Annotated in this window: 14 protein-coding genes and 1 riboswitch; of the genes, 8 read left to right on the top strand and 6 right to left on the bottom strand. The window is 62.3% G+C overall.

The annotated features are described in order from the left end of the window. Window positions 1–8 precede the first annotated feature (8 nt). The 5 genes from SFY93_RS25680 to SFY93_RS25660 all read right to left on the bottom strand — a co-directional run bounded on the left by SFY93_RS25680 (window position 9) and on the right by SFY93_RS25660 (window position 6,132). The gene (locus SFY93_RS25680; RefSeq protein ID WP_320445081.1) at window positions 9–791 is read right to left on the bottom strand and encodes an ABC transporter ATP-binding protein; all 783 of its coding nucleotides are present in this window, start codon (window positions 789–791) and stop codon (window positions 9–11) included. Next, window positions 788–1,813, bottom strand: coding sequence for a FecCD family ABC transporter permease (locus SFY93_RS25675; protein ID WP_320445080.1), 1,026 nt, complete (start codon window positions 1,811–1,813; stop codon window positions 788–790). The genes SFY93_RS25680 and SFY93_RS25675 overlap by 4 nt, the downstream gene beginning before the upstream one ends. Further along, entirely contained in the window at window positions 1,807–3,762 is a 1,956-nt protein-coding gene (locus SFY93_RS25670; RefSeq protein WP_320445079.1) for a TonB-dependent receptor plug domain-containing protein, read from the bottom strand. Before SFY93_RS25670 ends, SFY93_RS25675 begins: the two co-directional genes overlap by 7 nt. 32 nt (window positions 3,763–3,794) lie before the next feature. Beyond that, window positions 3,795–3,998, bottom strand: a riboswitch (cobalamin riboswitch). A gap of 46 nt (window positions 3,999–4,044) precedes the next feature. Next, window positions 4,045–4,833: an alpha/beta fold hydrolase gene (locus SFY93_RS25665; RefSeq protein WP_320445078.1), complete on the bottom strand. Its 789-nt coding sequence runs from the start codon at window positions 4,831–4,833 to the stop codon at window positions 4,045–4,047. Between the two features lie 3 nt (window positions 4,834–4,836). After that, window positions 4,837–6,132, bottom strand: a complete 1,296-nt coding sequence (locus SFY93_RS25660; RefSeq protein ID WP_320445077.1) for an O-acetylhomoserine aminocarboxypropyltransferase — start codon at window positions 6,130–6,132, stop codon at window positions 4,837–4,839. Between the two features lie 137 nt (window positions 6,133–6,269). On the opposite strand from SFY93_RS25660, the gene SFY93_RS25655 reads away from it, so the two are divergent. The 6 genes from SFY93_RS25655 (at window position 6,270) to SFY93_RS25630 (ending at window position 10,993) form a co-directional block, all read left to right on the top strand. Further along, window positions 6,270–6,503 carry a hypothetical protein gene (locus SFY93_RS25655; protein ID WP_320445076.1) on the top strand — a complete coding sequence of 78 codons (234 nt, stop codon included), beginning with the start codon at window positions 6,270–6,272 and terminating at the stop codon, window positions 6,501–6,503. Window positions 6,504–6,722: 219 nt separating this feature from the next. Next, the gene (locus SFY93_RS25650) at window positions 6,723–6,893 is read left to right on the top strand and encodes a hypothetical protein (protein WP_170849552.1); all 171 of its coding nucleotides are present in this window, start codon (window positions 6,723–6,725) and stop codon (window positions 6,891–6,893) included. Between the two features lie 884 nt (window positions 6,894–7,777). After that, window positions 7,778–8,191 (top strand): DUF3830 family protein, encoded by a 414-nt coding sequence (locus SFY93_RS25645; RefSeq protein WP_068735441.1) that lies wholly within the window; start codon window positions 7,778–7,780, stop codon window positions 8,189–8,191. Then, entirely contained in the window at window positions 8,191–9,126 is a 936-nt protein-coding gene (gene puuE, locus SFY93_RS25640; RefSeq protein WP_320445075.1) for an allantoinase PuuE, read from the top strand. Before SFY93_RS25645 ends, puuE begins: the two co-directional genes overlap by 1 nt. 24 nt (window positions 9,127–9,150) lie before the next feature. Further along, window positions 9,151–10,038 (top strand): 2-oxo-4-hydroxy-4-carboxy-5-ureidoimidazoline decarboxylase, encoded by an 888-nt coding sequence (uraD, locus tag SFY93_RS25635; RefSeq protein ID WP_320445074.1) that lies wholly within the window; start codon window positions 9,151–9,153, stop codon window positions 10,036–10,038. Window positions 10,039–10,219: 181 nt separating this feature from the next. Further along, window positions 10,220–10,993: a substrate-binding domain-containing protein gene (locus SFY93_RS25630; RefSeq protein WP_320445073.1), complete on the top strand. Its 774-nt coding sequence runs from the start codon at window positions 10,220–10,222 to the stop codon at window positions 10,991–10,993. A 141-nt stretch (window positions 10,994–11,134) separates the two neighbouring features. On the opposite strand, the gene SFY93_RS25625 is transcribed toward SFY93_RS25630, so the two are convergent. Next, entirely contained in the window at window positions 11,135–12,529 is a 1,395-nt protein-coding gene (locus SFY93_RS25625) for a nucleobase:cation symporter-2 family protein (RefSeq protein WP_320445072.1), read from the bottom strand. 201 nt (window positions 12,530–12,730) lie between these two features. On the opposite strand from SFY93_RS25625, the gene pucL reads away from it, so the two are divergent. After that, window positions 12,731–13,570 carry a factor-independent urate hydroxylase gene (gene pucL / locus SFY93_RS25620; RefSeq protein WP_320445071.1) on the top strand — a complete coding sequence of 280 codons (840 nt, stop codon included), beginning with the start codon at window positions 12,731–12,733 and terminating at the stop codon, window positions 13,568–13,570. Window positions 13,571–13,785: 215 nt separating this feature from the next. Continuing rightward, window positions 13,786–14,724, top strand: coding sequence for an IS110 family RNA-guided transposase (locus SFY93_RS25615; RefSeq protein WP_320444434.1), 939 nt, complete (start codon window positions 13,786–13,788; stop codon window positions 14,722–14,724). Window positions 14,725–14,877 lie beyond the last annotated feature (153 nt).

Raw genomic sequence — 14,877 nt, 5'->3', positions numbered from 1 at the left:
CACATCGCTCAGACTCCCGCCCAAGGCAGGATAATCGTTTCGTTCCGGTGTTCGGCGCGATAGGCGCTGATGCGAAAGACATTGGCCACGATGTCATCGGACAGCGCCTGTTGGGGCGCGCCCTGTGCTGCGAGACGTCCGTCGGACATCACCAGCACTGTATCGGCAAAGCGCGCCGCGAGGCCGAGATCGTGCGTTACCACGATCACCAACACGCCGCTGTCGGCGACATCGCGGAGGTTTTTCATGACATCGATCTGGTAGCGGGGATCAAGCGATGCGGTCGGCTCATCCGCCAGCACGATCGGCGCCTCGACAGCGAGGACGCGGGCGAGCGCGACGCGGCTACGCTCGCCGCCGGAGAGTTCGGTCACACGCCGATCGGCAAAGGCGACGATGTCGGTGGCCCGCATCGCGCGTTCGACCGCAACCTTGTCCGATGATGTCAGCCGCGCCGGATCGGTTGCGCCATGCGGATAGCGGCCAAGGGCGACGACGTCCTTCACGTCGAGGGGCCAGTGTACGACATGGCCTTGCGGCAGATAGCCGAAGCGCTTTGCGCGCTCGCGCAGCGACAAGGACGCCAGTGTATCGCCGGCGACATGGATCGCGCCGGTGGACGACTGCAATCCTGCCAGTGCGCGCAGCAGCGTCGTCTTGCCGGCGCCGTTCGGACCGACCAGAGCGACGAGATGCCGTCGGTGTAGCGAGAGCGAGACGTCGTGCAGCACCTCGCGCCCGGAGAGCGTGACGCTCAGATTGCTCGCGGTCAGCAGCGCCTGATCGTTCATGCGACGCCTCCGCCCAGAGCGCGCCGCTCGCGCATGATGAGATAGAGGAAGAATGGCACGCCGATGATCGAGGTCAACACGCCGACCTTGATGTCGGTGGTCGACGGAATAAGGCGCACGGCGATATCCGCGGCCAGCAACAGCGCCGAGCCGGTCAGTGCGCTCGGGATCAGCAGGCGCGCGGGATCATGGCCGATGATCGGGCGCATCAGATGCGGTGCGATGAGGCCGATGAAGCCGATCGTGCCGGTGACAGCAACAGCGCCGCCAACACCGAGCGCGACACCGAGGATCACCAGCAGGCGAAGGCGGCTCACATTGACGCCGAGGCTCTGTGCGGTTTCTTCGCCGAGGCTCAATGCACGGAAGGCCGAGCGCTGGCTCGTCAAAATGATCGCGCCGGCGACAATGAACGGAAGCGCCAGCGTGACGTGGCGGAAGCTGCGATCTTCCAGCGAGCCGAGCAGCCAAAAAGCTATTTCGAGTGCGGCGAAAGGATTGGGCGACAGGTTCATCACCAGAGCCGTTGCGGCACCCGCGAGACTGGAGATCGCGAGACCGGCAAGGATCAGCAACAACAGACCGGCATTGCGGCCGGCGATGCCGAGCAGCACGAAGACCGACAGGAACGCCATCGTGATGCCGGCAACAGGTAGCGCCCATGAGCGGACATCGGCCAAACCGAGCGAGATCATCAGCACCGCGCCGAAGGCTGCCGATTGCGGTGCGCCGAACAGCGACGGCGAGGCGAGGGGATTGCGTAGCAATCCCTGCAACGCCGCACCGGACAGGCCGAGAATCGCGCCGATGGCCAGTGCGAGGATCGCGCGCGGCAGGCGGATTTCGCGCACGATGATCTGCTGCACGTCGCTGCCGCCGCCGAACAATGCATCGAGCACCGTCAGCGGCGAGAGTTTGACAGGTCCGGTGCCGAGCGAGCCGAGGGCCAGCAGCGTGACAAGACCGACGAGCGCTATGGTCGCAATCGTCCGGCGTCGTGCTGCTGGCGCTATGCTCACCATGTGGCGTTGAAGCCTGCGTAAACCGCAGGTCCCGTGGTGCCGAAGTTCAGCACTTCCTGGTAATGCTCATTCAGGATGTTCTCACCGCGGGCGAAAACCTTCCAGTTCGCATCGATCTTGTACTCGGTATAGAGATCGACGCGGGTATAGGCATCCACCTGACCGACTTGATTGGCACTGCTGAAGCGCTTCGACACCGTGGTAACGCGCGGCTCGATCATCCACTTGTCAGTCGGCGTGATCGTGAGTGCAAAGCGGGCGAAGTTCTTCGGCCGCCGTGCCAGCACGGTGTCGGTGCCGAGATCTTGGGCGTGCAGATAGGTGTAGGCTACGTTGAATTTCACCCAGCCCGGAATGACATCGACATTGCCGCCGACTTCGAGACCACTGGTTTCGGCGCGCGCGACGTTGACGTAATAGCCGAGCGGACGGGACGCATCGGAGACAAAGTTGATCAGATTGCTGTAATCGGTGGAAAAGCCTGTGACCGACAGTACGACGCGGCCGTTGAATAGGCTCTGGTCGATACCGGCGTCATAGCCGAAGTTGGTTTCCGGCGTGAGGTTTCTGCTGCCATAGGTCGTGTCGTAAAGCTGAAACAGCGTCGGCGCTTTTGCGCCGGTGCCGGCGCTGGCACGGAACTTGGTGCCGGTTTCTGTAATGTTGTAGGCAGCCGTAGCGCGCCATGTCTCGAAACGGGCAACGTCGACGACGTCATCCACCCGGCCGCCGAGCGTGACGTTGAGCCGTTCGCCGATCGGCACAGACCACAAAGCGAAGATCGAGTTGGTGTCCTGCTGTTTGGCTAGCAGCGGCGTCAATGGGCCGGCAACAGGCGAGATATTCGTGCTGTAGGTCTGCGCGGTCTCGGTCTGTGTCTTGGCACCATATACGAGGGAACCGAATGCGCCGAGCTTCAGGGTTGCCTGATATTCGGCGCCGAGACTGTTGCCGACATAATCGGAGATTTTCTCGGTGGTGTTTGCTGGCAACCTGTTGGTGCGATAGCTGACGTCGTCAAACATCCGCTCGGTGTGCGTATTCGACACGGTGACATTGTGAGTCAGAATGCCGCCGAAGGAATCGATGCCGACGCGGCCATAGACGGTCTGTAGCAGGCGCGTCGCCGCCGATGGCGTATCCGGGAGCGTTCCGGTTGCCGCGTCATAGGCCGAGCGCGTGAACGAATGGACGATGCCTGACTCAAGCCGGATGCCTTCGCCTGCATCGTAGCCGATGCGCGCAGAGCCGCCGACGCGATCGAAGCTGTCGTTTTCGAGATTCGGAAAACGTGCTTCGAGGGCAGGGATGCGATAGCCGTAACGCGAGAAGCCGTTGCTGTGCTGACCGCCGCCGGTGAAGGCATAGGACCACGGGCCGTTGGAGCCGGTCAGCGATCCCTGCGTGACGACAGTGCCATAGCTGCCGGCTTCCGTGCGTACATTGACCTGCGCAGGACCGGAACCCTTCTTGGTGATGATGTTGACCACGCCACTCATGGCGTCTGAGCCATAGAGCGCGCTCTGCGGCCCCTTCAGGACTTCGATGCGCTCGATGGCCGAGGGCGTGAACATGGCGAATTCGAAGTCGCCCGATGCAGCCGTGGGATCGTTGACGCGGATGCCGTCGATCATCACCAGCGTCTGGCCGGTATTGCCGCCGCGCAGGCGCACATTCGCGGTGCCGCCGGGGCCACCGTTTTCACTGATGTCGAGACCAGGCACGGTGCGCAGCGCATCGACCAGCGAGCCGGGATTGCTGGTCGCAATGGTCTCGCCTGAGACGACGCTGATCGAACTGCCCGTGCGATTGAGTTGTTCGGGCGCTCTGTCCGCCGTCACCACGATTTCGGAGAGTTGCTCGGCACTGGACTGCGCATGCGCAGCACTGTGAGAGCAAGACAGAACAACAACGGCCGCAGTGCCTGCGGCCAAATTCCGGATAGACATTTAACCCCTTCCGTCGACCCACCGTCGAACGAGTGTGAAACTCGTTACCGGCCGGTCTCCTGGCTCGCGGTGGTCTCCCGGTCCGCCTTCCCGAATCTGCGATGCAAATTCAGTGGCTTTGTGGACCCGGAATGGCCGCTTACAGTTGCGGGGGCAGCCGCGGCATAGGGGATATTTCCCCGCACCGCATTCCCGTTTCACCTCCTTGCGGAGGCACCGATAACACCGGACAGGAAGCACAGCGCGCCGCGCGGTGCAACAGTCATCGAAGACTTCTAGACTCTATTGCTCGTGCTGTAGCGCGGCGAGCACGTCGTCGGGACGTTCGATCATCATCATGTGGCCCGTACCCGGCAGAATCACCGTGCGGGCGTTTTTCAATGCGGCGGCCAGGGTCTTGCCGGCCTTGGCGGGAGTCATCATGTCCCGCTCGCCGAGGATGAGCGTGACCGGGATGTCGAGCTGGGCCGCAGCAGTCAGCGCATTCTGGTATGTATTGCAGGCGTTGAGATCGGCGAACAGCACGCCCGGCTTTGTGGCTTCGAGCACGCGCTGCGCGCCGCTATGCATCCACAACCCCGGTGCGAGACTGCCGCCGAGTTCGGCGCGAAAGCCGAGCCCCCAGATCGACACCATGTCGATGGCGGAATGCTGATTGGCTTCGGCATCCTTCAACAGATCCGGGCCGACAGTCATCGTTCCTGCCGTGCCCATCAGATCGAGGCGCGTGATTTTTCCGGGATGCCGCGCTGCGGTTTCCAGTGCGATCAGCGAGCCCATGGAATGACCGATCAGCCGCGCCGTCCTTGCGCCCGATGCGTCGATCAGGGCGGCGGTCCAGTCGACGAGATCGGCGATGGTCGCGAGCGCGTCGCCTTGCGAGCGACCATGGCCGGGCAGATCCGGCGCCAGCACGGCGAAGCCGTGATGTGCGAACCAGCGCGTATGCAGCGCCCAGGTCGAATGATCGAAGCCAGCGCCGTGGATCATTACGACTACGGGCAGGGAGGGATCGAACGTGCGGCCGCCATTGGCGATATAGGTCTCGTGACCGTTGACGGTGAGTTGCATCGCTCAGCCCTTCTGCGAGATGCGCAGCGCCTGCGCGAGGTCATCGATGATGTCATCGGCGGCTTCGATGCCGACGGAGAGGCGGATCAGCTCCTCGCCGATGCCGGCGGCCTTGAGTTGCTCGGCGTCCATCTGCTGATGCGTGGTGCTTCCGGGATGAATGACCAGCGTCTTGGCGTCGCCCACATTGGCGAGATGGCTGGTCAGCTTCAGCGCCTCGATGAATTTGCGACCGGCAGTGCGGCCACCCTTGATACCAAAGGAGACGATGGAGCCGGCGCCGCGCGGCAGCAGGCGTTTCGCGAGTTCGTAATCCGGATGGTTCTCCAGCGACGGATGCAGCACCCAGTCGACCGCCTTGTTGGCCGTGAGCGCCGCCAGCACCGCATGCGTATTGGCCATATGGCGCTCCATGCGAATGCCCAGCGTCTCGACGCCTTGCAGCAGCTGGAACGCATTGGTCGGCGAGAGGCAGGCGCCGAAATCGCGCAGGCCTTCGGTGCGGGCGCGCATGATGAAGGCGGCAGTGCCGAACTGTTCGTCGAAGACGATGCCGTGATAGCCGGCATAGGGTTCGGTCAGCTGCGGAAATTTGCCGGAGGCGTGCCAGTCGAAGCGGCCGCCATCGACGATGACGCCGCCGATAGCGATGCCGTGGCCGCCGATCCATTTGGTGGCGGAGTTCATCACGATGTCCGCGCCGAGCTCGATCGGCCGCGACAGGAACGGCGTCGCGAAAGTATTGTCGATCAGCAGCGGAATCTTCGCGGCATGGGCGATGTCGGCAACGGCGGGAATGTCGAGCACTTCGAGGCCGGGATTGCCGATGGTCTCGCCGATCACCAGTTTCGTGTTCGGCTTGATCGCCGCCCTGAAGGCGTCGAGATCGCGCGGCTTGACGAATGTCGTGGTGATGCCGAAGCGCGGCAGCGTGTGCGCCAGCAGGTTGATGGTGCCGCCATAGAGCGAGGACGACGCCACAATATGATGGCCGGCATTGAGCAGCGTGGCAATTGCGAGATGCAGTGCGGCCATGCCGGATGCGGTGCACACCGCACCGACACCGTTTTCGAGAGCGGCGAGGCGCTCTTCCAGCACCGCCGTCGTCGGATTTGAAATGCGCGTATAGATGTGGCCGGCGCGTTCAAGGTTGAACAATGCAGCGGCGTGATCCGAGTCCTGGAACACATAGGATGTGGTCTGGTAGATCGGCACGGCCCGCGCGCCGGTGATCGCGTCCGGATGCTGGCCGGCATGCAGACTCAGCGTTTCGAAAGCAGGCGGTTTGGGTGCTGGCATGGTCGTTTTGTCCCTGGGCACGATTTTCGACATCTATGGCACGAATCGGATGCGAGTGTGAGTCGGCGATATTTCCACGCATGGAACGAAATGCGGAGTGGCGACTTGTATGACGTCAATCATGCGGGGAATTCGTCGTGAAGAAATTGCTGCTTTGCACTGCGATTGCGGGTCTCGCGTTTTCATCGGTTGCGGCCGAGGCGAAAGGCTGTATCAAAGGCGCGATCATTGGCGGAATCGCCGGCCACTATGCAGGACATGGCAAGGTCGGCGTCGTTGCGGGGTGCGTGATCGGACGCCACGAGGCCAACAAGGCCGATGCGGAACGGGCGCAGCATCCACAGCCGCCGAACGAGAATGGTCGCATCTAGATCGGCGTTGTTCTCAACGCTGGACGATGTTGCTAAAATTTGATGGACTAGACCGGTTCAGTAGAACCTCACCCTCGTCAGGTTGGGGTTCTTTTCGTCTCTGTACGATACCGGACGAGATTGGGCGTAGACGTGGTGCTGCATCGGGATGTGTTTTGGCTCGGCAAACAATGGGCCGTTACCGGTTATGGAATTCAGGCTGTCAGCCAGAAACACAACATGAAGTTCGATATCGAAGTGTCGCAGATCTGGAACGAGGATCTGGATGCGTTGATGCGCGATGAGCCGTGGTTCGATGCGCAGGATTTTGCACAGGCCGTCGATCGCGCGAGGCAGCGTGCGATGGAATCACCGCTGACGTTCAAGCCACCGCTGAGTGATGAGCGGTAGCGGCAGCGCATCATTGCAGGATTCAAATTTCAAACAGCCACTGTCCTGAAAACATGCGTTCGCATTCTCGCGGCGCTTGCGCGTCCGAGCTATGAGCATTCCTTCGACCCTCTTCGAAAAGAGGGCGTGCGGAACGCCGGGTGCCCGATGCACCCTTGGGCCTGATGCGAATGCGGTCTTCCGCATGGGGTAATGCATCAGGACTTTCGGAAGCACGAGCGATTGCCCAGCGTTCCGCATGCGGTGTTTTTTCGGTTGCTTGCACTTTGCCTCAGCGAACGATCCGATCACCGAATTAAAGTCCCAAGGCGATGGGAAGGGAGCCTCAAGCGACTGGGCCGAACGCGTTTCGATTTGGTCGTCCGTCACACTGTCCAGGGGTCTGTCCATCCCAAGGTCGGCCGTCTCCTTGCCAGTGGCAGTGCTGGCGCAGATCCGTCCTGCCCGAAGACAGACGTCATCCATAAACCGCGTAACGCCGCATCTCCGGCGTTCACCGCATCCAGCCCCGCGAACGTGACGATCGCGCTCGCCCCTCTCATCGGGGCCGGACGGAAGAGATAATAATCCTTATAGGTATTTTGTCAACTGGAGACAGGAAAAAATGTTTGACGTCCTGCCCCCACACACACTCGTCATTCCGGGGCGCGACCCCCGGAATCCCAGCATGTTCAGCAAAACACCTCAAGATTCCGGGTTCGCACTACGCGGCTGCGCCGCTTCGTGCGCCCCGGAATGACGAGCAAGGAGGCCCCGGAATGACAGTGTTGGAGAGGGAACGCAGTCTACAGGCAACGCCGCCGAAAACTGCGGCTTGCTTCTTTCGCCCTCTGCTGCAATCTGGATGGATCACTGTCAGTCACTCCAATTACGAGATTCCACGGATGAGCCAGCTCAAAGTCCATGTCGGCGACTTCACCTTCGATGCGAAATTCGAGGAGAAGGACGCCCCCAAGACCGTCGCCGCCTTCAAGAAGGCGATGCCGTTTGTCAGTCAGGCGATCCATGTGCGCTGGAGCGGCGAGGGCGTCTGGATGCCGCTTGGCGATCTCGATTTCGGCGTGCCCTATGAGAACCACACCAGCTTTCCGGCGCCGGGCCACATCATCCTGTATCCGGGCGGCATCAGCGAGACCGAGATCCTGCTGGCCTATAGCGGCGTGCATTTCGCCAGCAAGATGGGTCAGCTCGCCGGCAATCATTTCATTACGCTGACCTCGAACCTCGAAAATCTGAAAGAGATGGGCAAGACCGTGCTCTGGAAGGGTGCCCAACCCGTTCGTTTCGAGATGGTCTGATGGCCGGGAGCGACTATCCCCGCGACCTCCGCGGCTATGGCCGCAATCCGCCCGATCCGAAATGGCCGGACGGCGCGCGCGTGGCGGTGCAGTTCGTCGTCAATTTCGAAGAGGGCGGCGAGAACAACATCCTGCATGGCGATCGTGCATCGGAAGCGTTTCTCTCGGACGTGCTGGGTGCGCAGCCCTGGCCGGGCCAGCGCCATGCCAATATCGAATCCATGTTCGAATATGGCTCGCGCGCCGGCTTCTGGCGGCTGTGGCGGATGTTCACCGAGCGCAACATGCCGAGCACGGTGTTCGGCGTGGCCACGGCGCTGCAGCGCAATCCCGAAATCGTCGCCGCTATGCAGGAGGCGAAGTGGGACATCGCCAGCCACAGTCTGAAGTGGATCGAGCACAAGGATATGTCGGAGCCCGAGGAGCGCTTCGAGATTGCCGAGGCGATCCGCGTGCATACCGAGGCGACCGGCGCGCGCCCGACCGGCTGGTACACCGGCCGCAGTTCGATCAACACCATTCGCCTGCTGATGGAAGCCGGTGGTTTCAAGTATCTGTGCGATAGTTATGCCGACGATCTGCCATACTGGATCAAGGGACCTAGCGAACCGCAGCTCATCATTCCCTATACGCTCGATGCCAATGACATGCGTTTCGTCAATCCGCAGGGTTTTGGTGGCGGCGACGAGTTCTTCACCTACCTGAAGGATTCGTTCGATGTGCTGTATGCGGAAGGCGCGACGTCGCCGAAGATGATGACCGTGGGCCTGCATTGCCGCGTCGTCGGGCGGCCCGGACGTGCGGCGTCGCTGATGCGGTTCCTCGATTACATCGCGAGCCACGAGCGCGTCTGGGTGCCGACGCGTCTTGATATCGCCGAGCACTGGCACGCCAATCTGAAACATCTCGCCGCCGACGCCCGTGCCATCGGATAGACCAGGATTGGGATAAGCCCTGTCATGACAGAGAAGACGCTCGACGAACTCAACACCTGCAGCAAAGCGGATTTCGTCGCAGCGCTGGCGAATATCTTCGAATATTCGCCGTGGATCGCGGAGAAGGCCGCGGACAGCCGGCCCTTCGCGGGCGTGAAGCAGTTGTTCGCCGCGATGCGCAAGGTGGTGGAGGAGGCGGCTGCAGGCCAGCGGCTGGCGCTGATCAAAGCGCATCCGGACCTTGCCGATAAAACGCAGCGCGGCGATCTCCTGACGGCGGAATCCAATGCCGAGCAGAACAGCGCCGGGCTCGACCGGCTCTCTGAAGCCGAATATGCCGCCTTCGATCGCGTCAACAATGCCTATCGTGCCAAGTTCGGCTTCCCCTATATCGTCTGCGTTCGCCGCCACACCAAGGATTCCATCCTGGCGGATTTCGAGAAGCGGTTGCCCAACGACCCGGCCGCCGAGGTCACCGCATCGGTCGCCGAAATCTGCAAGATCGCGGCATTGCGCACCGATCTGCTGGTCGACGGGCCGGATCGCCTGCAGGTGCATGGCCGGCTCTCGACCCATGTGCTCGATACCCATAGCGGCAGACCTGCGGCCGCGATTTCGGTCGAGCTTGTCGAATTGTCGAAGCTTGGCGTCAGCCGCGTGATTGCGCGCACGCTGACCAATCACGACGGCCGCACCGATGTGCCGCTGATCGGCGGCCGGCCGGTGCCGATCGGGCGCTATGAACTGACTTTCAAGGTCGGCAGCTACTTTGCCGAACGGAATGTGCCGATGTCCGATCCGCCGTTCCTCGACGAGATCCCGCTGCGCTTTTCGGTCTATGAACCCGAAGGCCATCTCCACGTGCCGCTGCTGGTGACGCCGTGGAGTTATGGGACGTATCGCGGGAGCTGAGATTCCTTCCCCCGCTTGCGGGGAGAAGGTAGCGTCGCGAAGCGACGACGGATGAGGGGGAGCCAGCGAGTAAAACACTGGCTCCCCCTCACCCGACTTCCACGCGCTTCGCGCGGTCCAGTCGACCTCTCCCCGCAAGCGGGGAGAGAATAAGAAAAAGACGTCAAGCGGGAGAGACACCATGCGCCACATCATTCGTTCGCTGCTCGTGCTCGGCTGCGCCGTCGCCTCGACGCCCAGCGCTTTCGCCTCCGAAGTCCATGTGATGATCTCCGGCGGCTTCACGGCAGCCTACAAGGAATTGGTGCCGCAATTCGAGAAGGCAACGGGCAATACGGTCGTCACGGCCTATGGGCCGTCGATGGGCGAGACGCCGCAGGCGATCCCGATGCGGCTGGCGCGCGGCGAGCCGGCCGATGTGCTGATCATGGTGGGCTATGCGCTGGGCGATCTCGTCAGCAAGGGCAAGGTGGTCGCCGACAGCCGCGTCGATCTCGCGGATTCGCCCATTGGCGTTGCCGTGAAGGAGGGCGCGCCGAAGCCGGACCTGTCCTCGGCGGATACGCTGAAGGTTGCGCTGCTCAAGACCAGGACTGTGGCCTATTCGGATAGCGCCAGCGGTGTGTATGTCAGCAAGGAGATGTTCGAGAAGCTCGGCATTGCCGACGCCATGAAGGACAAGGCGCGCAAGATCCCGGCGACGCCGGTGGGCGAGATCGTCGCCCGGAGCGAGGCGGAGATCGGTTTTCAGCAGATCAGCGAATTGAAGCCGGTCAAGGGCATCGAGATCGTCGGCCCGCTGCCGGCGGAGCTGCAGAAGATCACGGTGTTCTCGGCGGGGCTCGCGAGCAATGCGCCGCAGCCTGATGCGGGCAAGGCGCTGATCGCGTTTCTGTCCTCGAAACAGGCCGCGCCGGTGATCGTGGCCAGCGGACTCGAGCCCAAGGTGAAGTAGACGCTCTCACTCCGTCCCTCATGGTGAGGAGCGTGCCTCTTGGCGCGCGTCTCGAACCATGAGTTGGTGGCCATCCTTCGAGACGCCGTGCAAGATGCGCGGCTCCTCAGGATGAGGGCGGAGTGTTTGGCGCTGATCTTTTCAATGCGTCGCAGCCGCAGCCACGCCCGCCGCTTCCGCCTTTGCGGTCTCCGCGCTGCTGACCCCATTGAAGAACGCGTTCAGGATCACCGCCACCAGCGCGCAAAGCAGGATGCCCGACTCCAGCAGCGGGTGCAGGTCGTGCGGCAGTGCCTTGAAGAAGTTCGGTGACACCAGCGGGATCATGCCGAAGCCGACGGAGATGGCGACCACGAACAGGTTGCGCTGGTTGGTCTTGAAATCGACTGCGGTGAGGATGCGCGCGCCGGTCGCGGCGACCATGCCGAACATCACGAGGCCGGCGCCGCCGAGCACCACCTGCGGCACGGATTCCACTAGCGCGGCCATCTTCGGCAGCAGGCCGAGCACCAGCATGATGCCGCCGCCGGCAATGGTGACCCAGCGCGAGCGCACGCCGGTGACGCCGACAAGGCCGACATTCTGCGAGAACGAGGTATAGGGGAAGGTGTTGAAGATGCCGCCGAGGAAGGTGCCGACGCCATCGGCGCGCAGGCCCTTGGTCAGCGCGTCCCTGTCGACCTTCTTGTCGGTCATCTCGCCGAGAGCCAGGAACATGCCGAGCGACTCGATCATCACCACGATCATCACGATGCACATGGTGACGATGGGCACGAGATGGAATTGCGGCATGCCGAAACGGAATGGCAGCACGATGTCGACCCAGCCGGCAGTGCCGACCTTGTCGAAATGCATTACGCCGAGCACGCTGGCAAGGATCGCGCCCGCGATGATGCCGAGCAGCACTGAGACGTTGGACAGAAAGCCGGTGCCCCATTTGATCAAAGCAAGGATCACGACCAGCACGAACAGCGCGATGCCGAGCCCCTGCAACTGGCCGTAAGCCGGATTGGGGAACGTGTGCGGAACGCCATCGATCATCTTTGTGAACATGGGTAGTCCGCCACCAGCCCAGTTGATACCAACGCGCATCAGGGAGATGCCGATCACCATGATGATGGTGCCGGTGACCACCGGTGGAAACAGCGGCAGCAGCCGGCTGATGAAAGGCGCGACAATGATGCCGAAGATTCCGGCAGCGATGACCGAGCCATAGATGCCGAGCAGGCCGATCTCCGGGGCGGTGGCCATCGACAGCATCGGGCCGACCGAGGCGAAAGTGACGCCCATCATGACAGGCAGGCGGATGCCGACGCCGGGAAAGCCGATACACTGGACCAGCGTGGCGAGGCCGCAGGCGAACAGGTCGGCGGAGATCAGGAAGGCGACGTCCTGCGGCGGCAGCTTCAGGGCGCGGCCGATAATGAGCGGCACCGCCACGGCGCCGGCATACATGACCAGAACGTGCTGCAGGCCTAGCGCGAGCAGGCGCGGCGTCGGTAGCATCTCGTCGACGGGATGGACGCTCACTGTCATTGATCTAGCCCCTTGCTTAGGTGATGAAATATCGTGGCATTATGATCGTCAGATACAAACCTCGTGCCAGACGCCGCTGAAAGCCGTTTCGCCTCGGTGGTGTGGCGACCGGTGGCACGAAGGTTGCTCGAGGCGAGCATTGCTCAATATATTGCCCGGCGACCGGGTTCCCTGGTCGCCAACACGGACTGGAGATCGCGCGTGCCGCTCATCAAGAACAGATATGGAAAAGGCCGTGTCCGCATCATGCGGATCCATCGCGACGGCGACAAGCAGGACGTCAGCCAGCTCAGCATCAAGGCGATGCTGGAAGGCGATTTCGGCCGGGCCTATACCGACGCCGACAACTCCACCTCGACCTCCACGGACACCATCAAGAACATCGTCAATGTGGTGGCGCGCGAGAATACCGCGCTGTCGACCGAGGAGTTCTGCCGGGTATTGGCGAAACGCTATCTCGACCTGTATCCGCAGGCCAGTTCCGTCAGCATCACTGCGCATGAAACCAAATGGGCGCGCCTCGCCGTCGATGGTGAGTTGCATCCGCATGCGTTCCTGCTCGACAGCAACGGCAAGCCCACTGTCGAGATTGTCGCGACGCGCGATGGCATGACCATGAGCTCGGGCCTTGACGGTTTCACCTTCATGAAGTCGACCCAGTCGGGCTGGGAGAACTACTACACGGATAAATATTCCACGATCCAGCCGACCAATGACCGCATCTGTGCGACGTCGATGGTGGCGTCGTGGACATGGTCCGGCAAGCCGGCGAGCTATCCGGCGACCAACAAGAAAATTCTCGACACGCTGTTGAAGGAATTCGCGACGACCTATAGTCCGAGCGTGCAGAACAGCCTGTATCGCATGGGTGAGAAGGTGCTGGCCGCCGTCCCGGAAATTTCCGAGATCAGCATGGCCTGTCCCAACATCCACTACATCCTGATGAATCTCGCGGCCTTTGGTCTCGATAACAACAACGATGTGTTCCTGCCGACGGACGAGCCGCATGGGCAGATCGAATGCACGGTGGGGCGGGGGTAGTTCGCGGCGAAGACAAGAGCGCCGAGCGTTCTTCACCTTGTAACTTGCCTCCCGCCGTTTCTGCTAAGCTATGCGGAGCGGTGGCAGGCGGGAGACCGAGTAACCTGAGGGACACCAAGCCCGTGGGAGAGCGCGGGTCCTTGCTTGCCGTTCCATCGAACCCGAACAGTCGCTTGGGCCGCTCAGCAAGCCCGGTTGCGCAAGGATGGGATCAGATGGACGCGATTTATGTTGGCATCGATGTGTCGAAAGATCGGTTGGACGTGGCGATGCGTCCGGGCGGTGAGAGTTTTGCGGTTGCCCGCAATGGTGCGGGGATCGATGATCTGATCGCGCGGCTGAAAGCGCGACCGCCACTGGTGGTGGCGATCGAGGCGACCGGCGGCTTCGAGACGGTGGTCGCCGCAGGATTGGCCGGCGCCGATCTGCCTGTGGTGGTGGTCAATCCGGCACAGGTGCGCGCCTTTGCCAACGCCCTCGGCAAGCGCGCCAAGACCGATCCGATCGATGCCATGGTGATCGCGCATTTTACCGAGGCGACCAAACCGCAACTGCGGCCGCTTCCCGATGCCACGACGCGGCTGCTAGCCGATCTGGTGGCGCGTCGGCGCCAGATCGTTGAGATGATGGCCGCGGAAGGCCAGCGTGCGCGGCGCGTCAGCAATCCGCGCCTGAAGAAGAGCATCGCCCGGCTCCACAAGGCACTGGAGAAGGAGTTGTCCGAACTGGACGACGACATCGGCGATCACGTGCGGGGATCGCCGGCCTGGGCCGAGAAAGAAGACTTGCTGGCGTCGGTGCCCGGCATCGGTCCGACCATCGCGCGCAGCCTGATTGCCGAACTGCCGGAGCTCGGCACACTCGATCGTCGTCAGATTGCGGCTCTCGCCGGTTTGGCGCCATGGACCCGGCAATCCGGCCAGTGGCGCGGCAAGAGCTTCATCGGCGGCGGCCGGGCCAATGTACGCCGCGTGTTGTTCATGGGAGCGATGGTGGCCGCCCGCTTCAATCCGCAGCTCAAACTGTTCCGCGACAAGCTCGTCGCCGCCGGCAAGCCCAAGCTCGTCGCTATCATCGCCGTCGCCCGCAAGCTGCTCACCATCCTCAACGCCATCCTGCGAGACAAGACCCCATGGCAGCATCAAAACGCTTGACCAAAAAGACAGTCGCTCTCCCCGCTCGCGGGGAGAGGTCGGGCGGCGAAGCTGACCGGGTGAGGGGCGGGGCACTGCCGTCTCAGGTGTCATCCCCGCGAAGGCGGGGATCCATAAACACCAGGGATCTGTTTAAAGCGATGTGGTCGTGGC

Source organism: Tardiphaga sp. 42S5, from assembly GCF_034044155.1.
Taxonomy (GTDB): domain Bacteria; phylum Pseudomonadota; class Alphaproteobacteria; order Rhizobiales; family Xanthobacteraceae; genus Tardiphaga; species Tardiphaga robiniae.
Note: the sequence above shows the minus strand (reverse complement) of the source record. Positions and strands in the feature narration are given on the sequence as shown.

Bases quoted from the DNA above. Each gene is read 5' to 3' on its own strand.
- SFY93_RS25645 (WP_068735441.1), top strand. From the start codon at position 7,778: ATGAGCCAGCTCAAAGTCCATGTCGGCGACTTCACCTTCGATGCGAAA.
- SFY93_RS25670 (WP_320445079.1), bottom strand. From the start codon at position 3,762: ATGTCTATCCGGAATTTGGCCGCAGGCACTGCGGCCGTTGTTGTTCTG.
- SFY93_RS25625 (WP_320445072.1), bottom strand. From the start codon at position 12,529: ATGACAGTGAGCGTCCATCCCGTCGACGAGATGCTACCGACGCCGCGC.
- SFY93_RS25665 (WP_320445078.1), bottom strand. From the start codon at position 4,833: ATGCAACTCACCGTCAACGGTCACGAGACCTATATCGCCAATGGCGGC.
- SFY93_RS25615 (WP_320444434.1), top strand. From the start codon at position 13,786: ATGGACGCGATTTATGTTGGCATCGATGTGTCGAAAGATCGGTTGGAC.
- uraD (WP_320445074.1), top strand. From the start codon at position 9,151: ATGACAGAGAAGACGCTCGACGAACTCAACACCTGCAGCAAAGCGGAT.
- SFY93_RS25680 (WP_320445081.1), bottom strand. From the start codon at position 791: ATGAACGATCAGGCGCTGCTGACCGCGAGCAATCTGAGCGTCACGCTC.
- SFY93_RS25650 (WP_170849552.1), top strand. From the start codon at position 6,723: ATGAAGTTCGATATCGAAGTGTCGCAGATCTGGAACGAGGATCTGGAT.
- puuE (WP_320445075.1), top strand. From the start codon at position 8,191: ATGGCCGGGAGCGACTATCCCCGCGACCTCCGCGGCTATGGCCGCAAT.
- SFY93_RS25675 (WP_320445080.1), bottom strand. From the start codon at position 1,813: ATGGTGAGCATAGCGCCAGCAGCACGACGCCGGACGATTGCGACCATA.
- SFY93_RS25660 (WP_320445077.1), bottom strand. From the start codon at position 6,132: ATGCCAGCACCCAAACCGCCTGCTTTCGAAACGCTGAGTCTGCATGCC.
- SFY93_RS25630 (WP_320445073.1), top strand. From the start codon at position 10,220: ATGCGCCACATCATTCGTTCGCTGCTCGTGCTCGGCTGCGCCGTCGCC.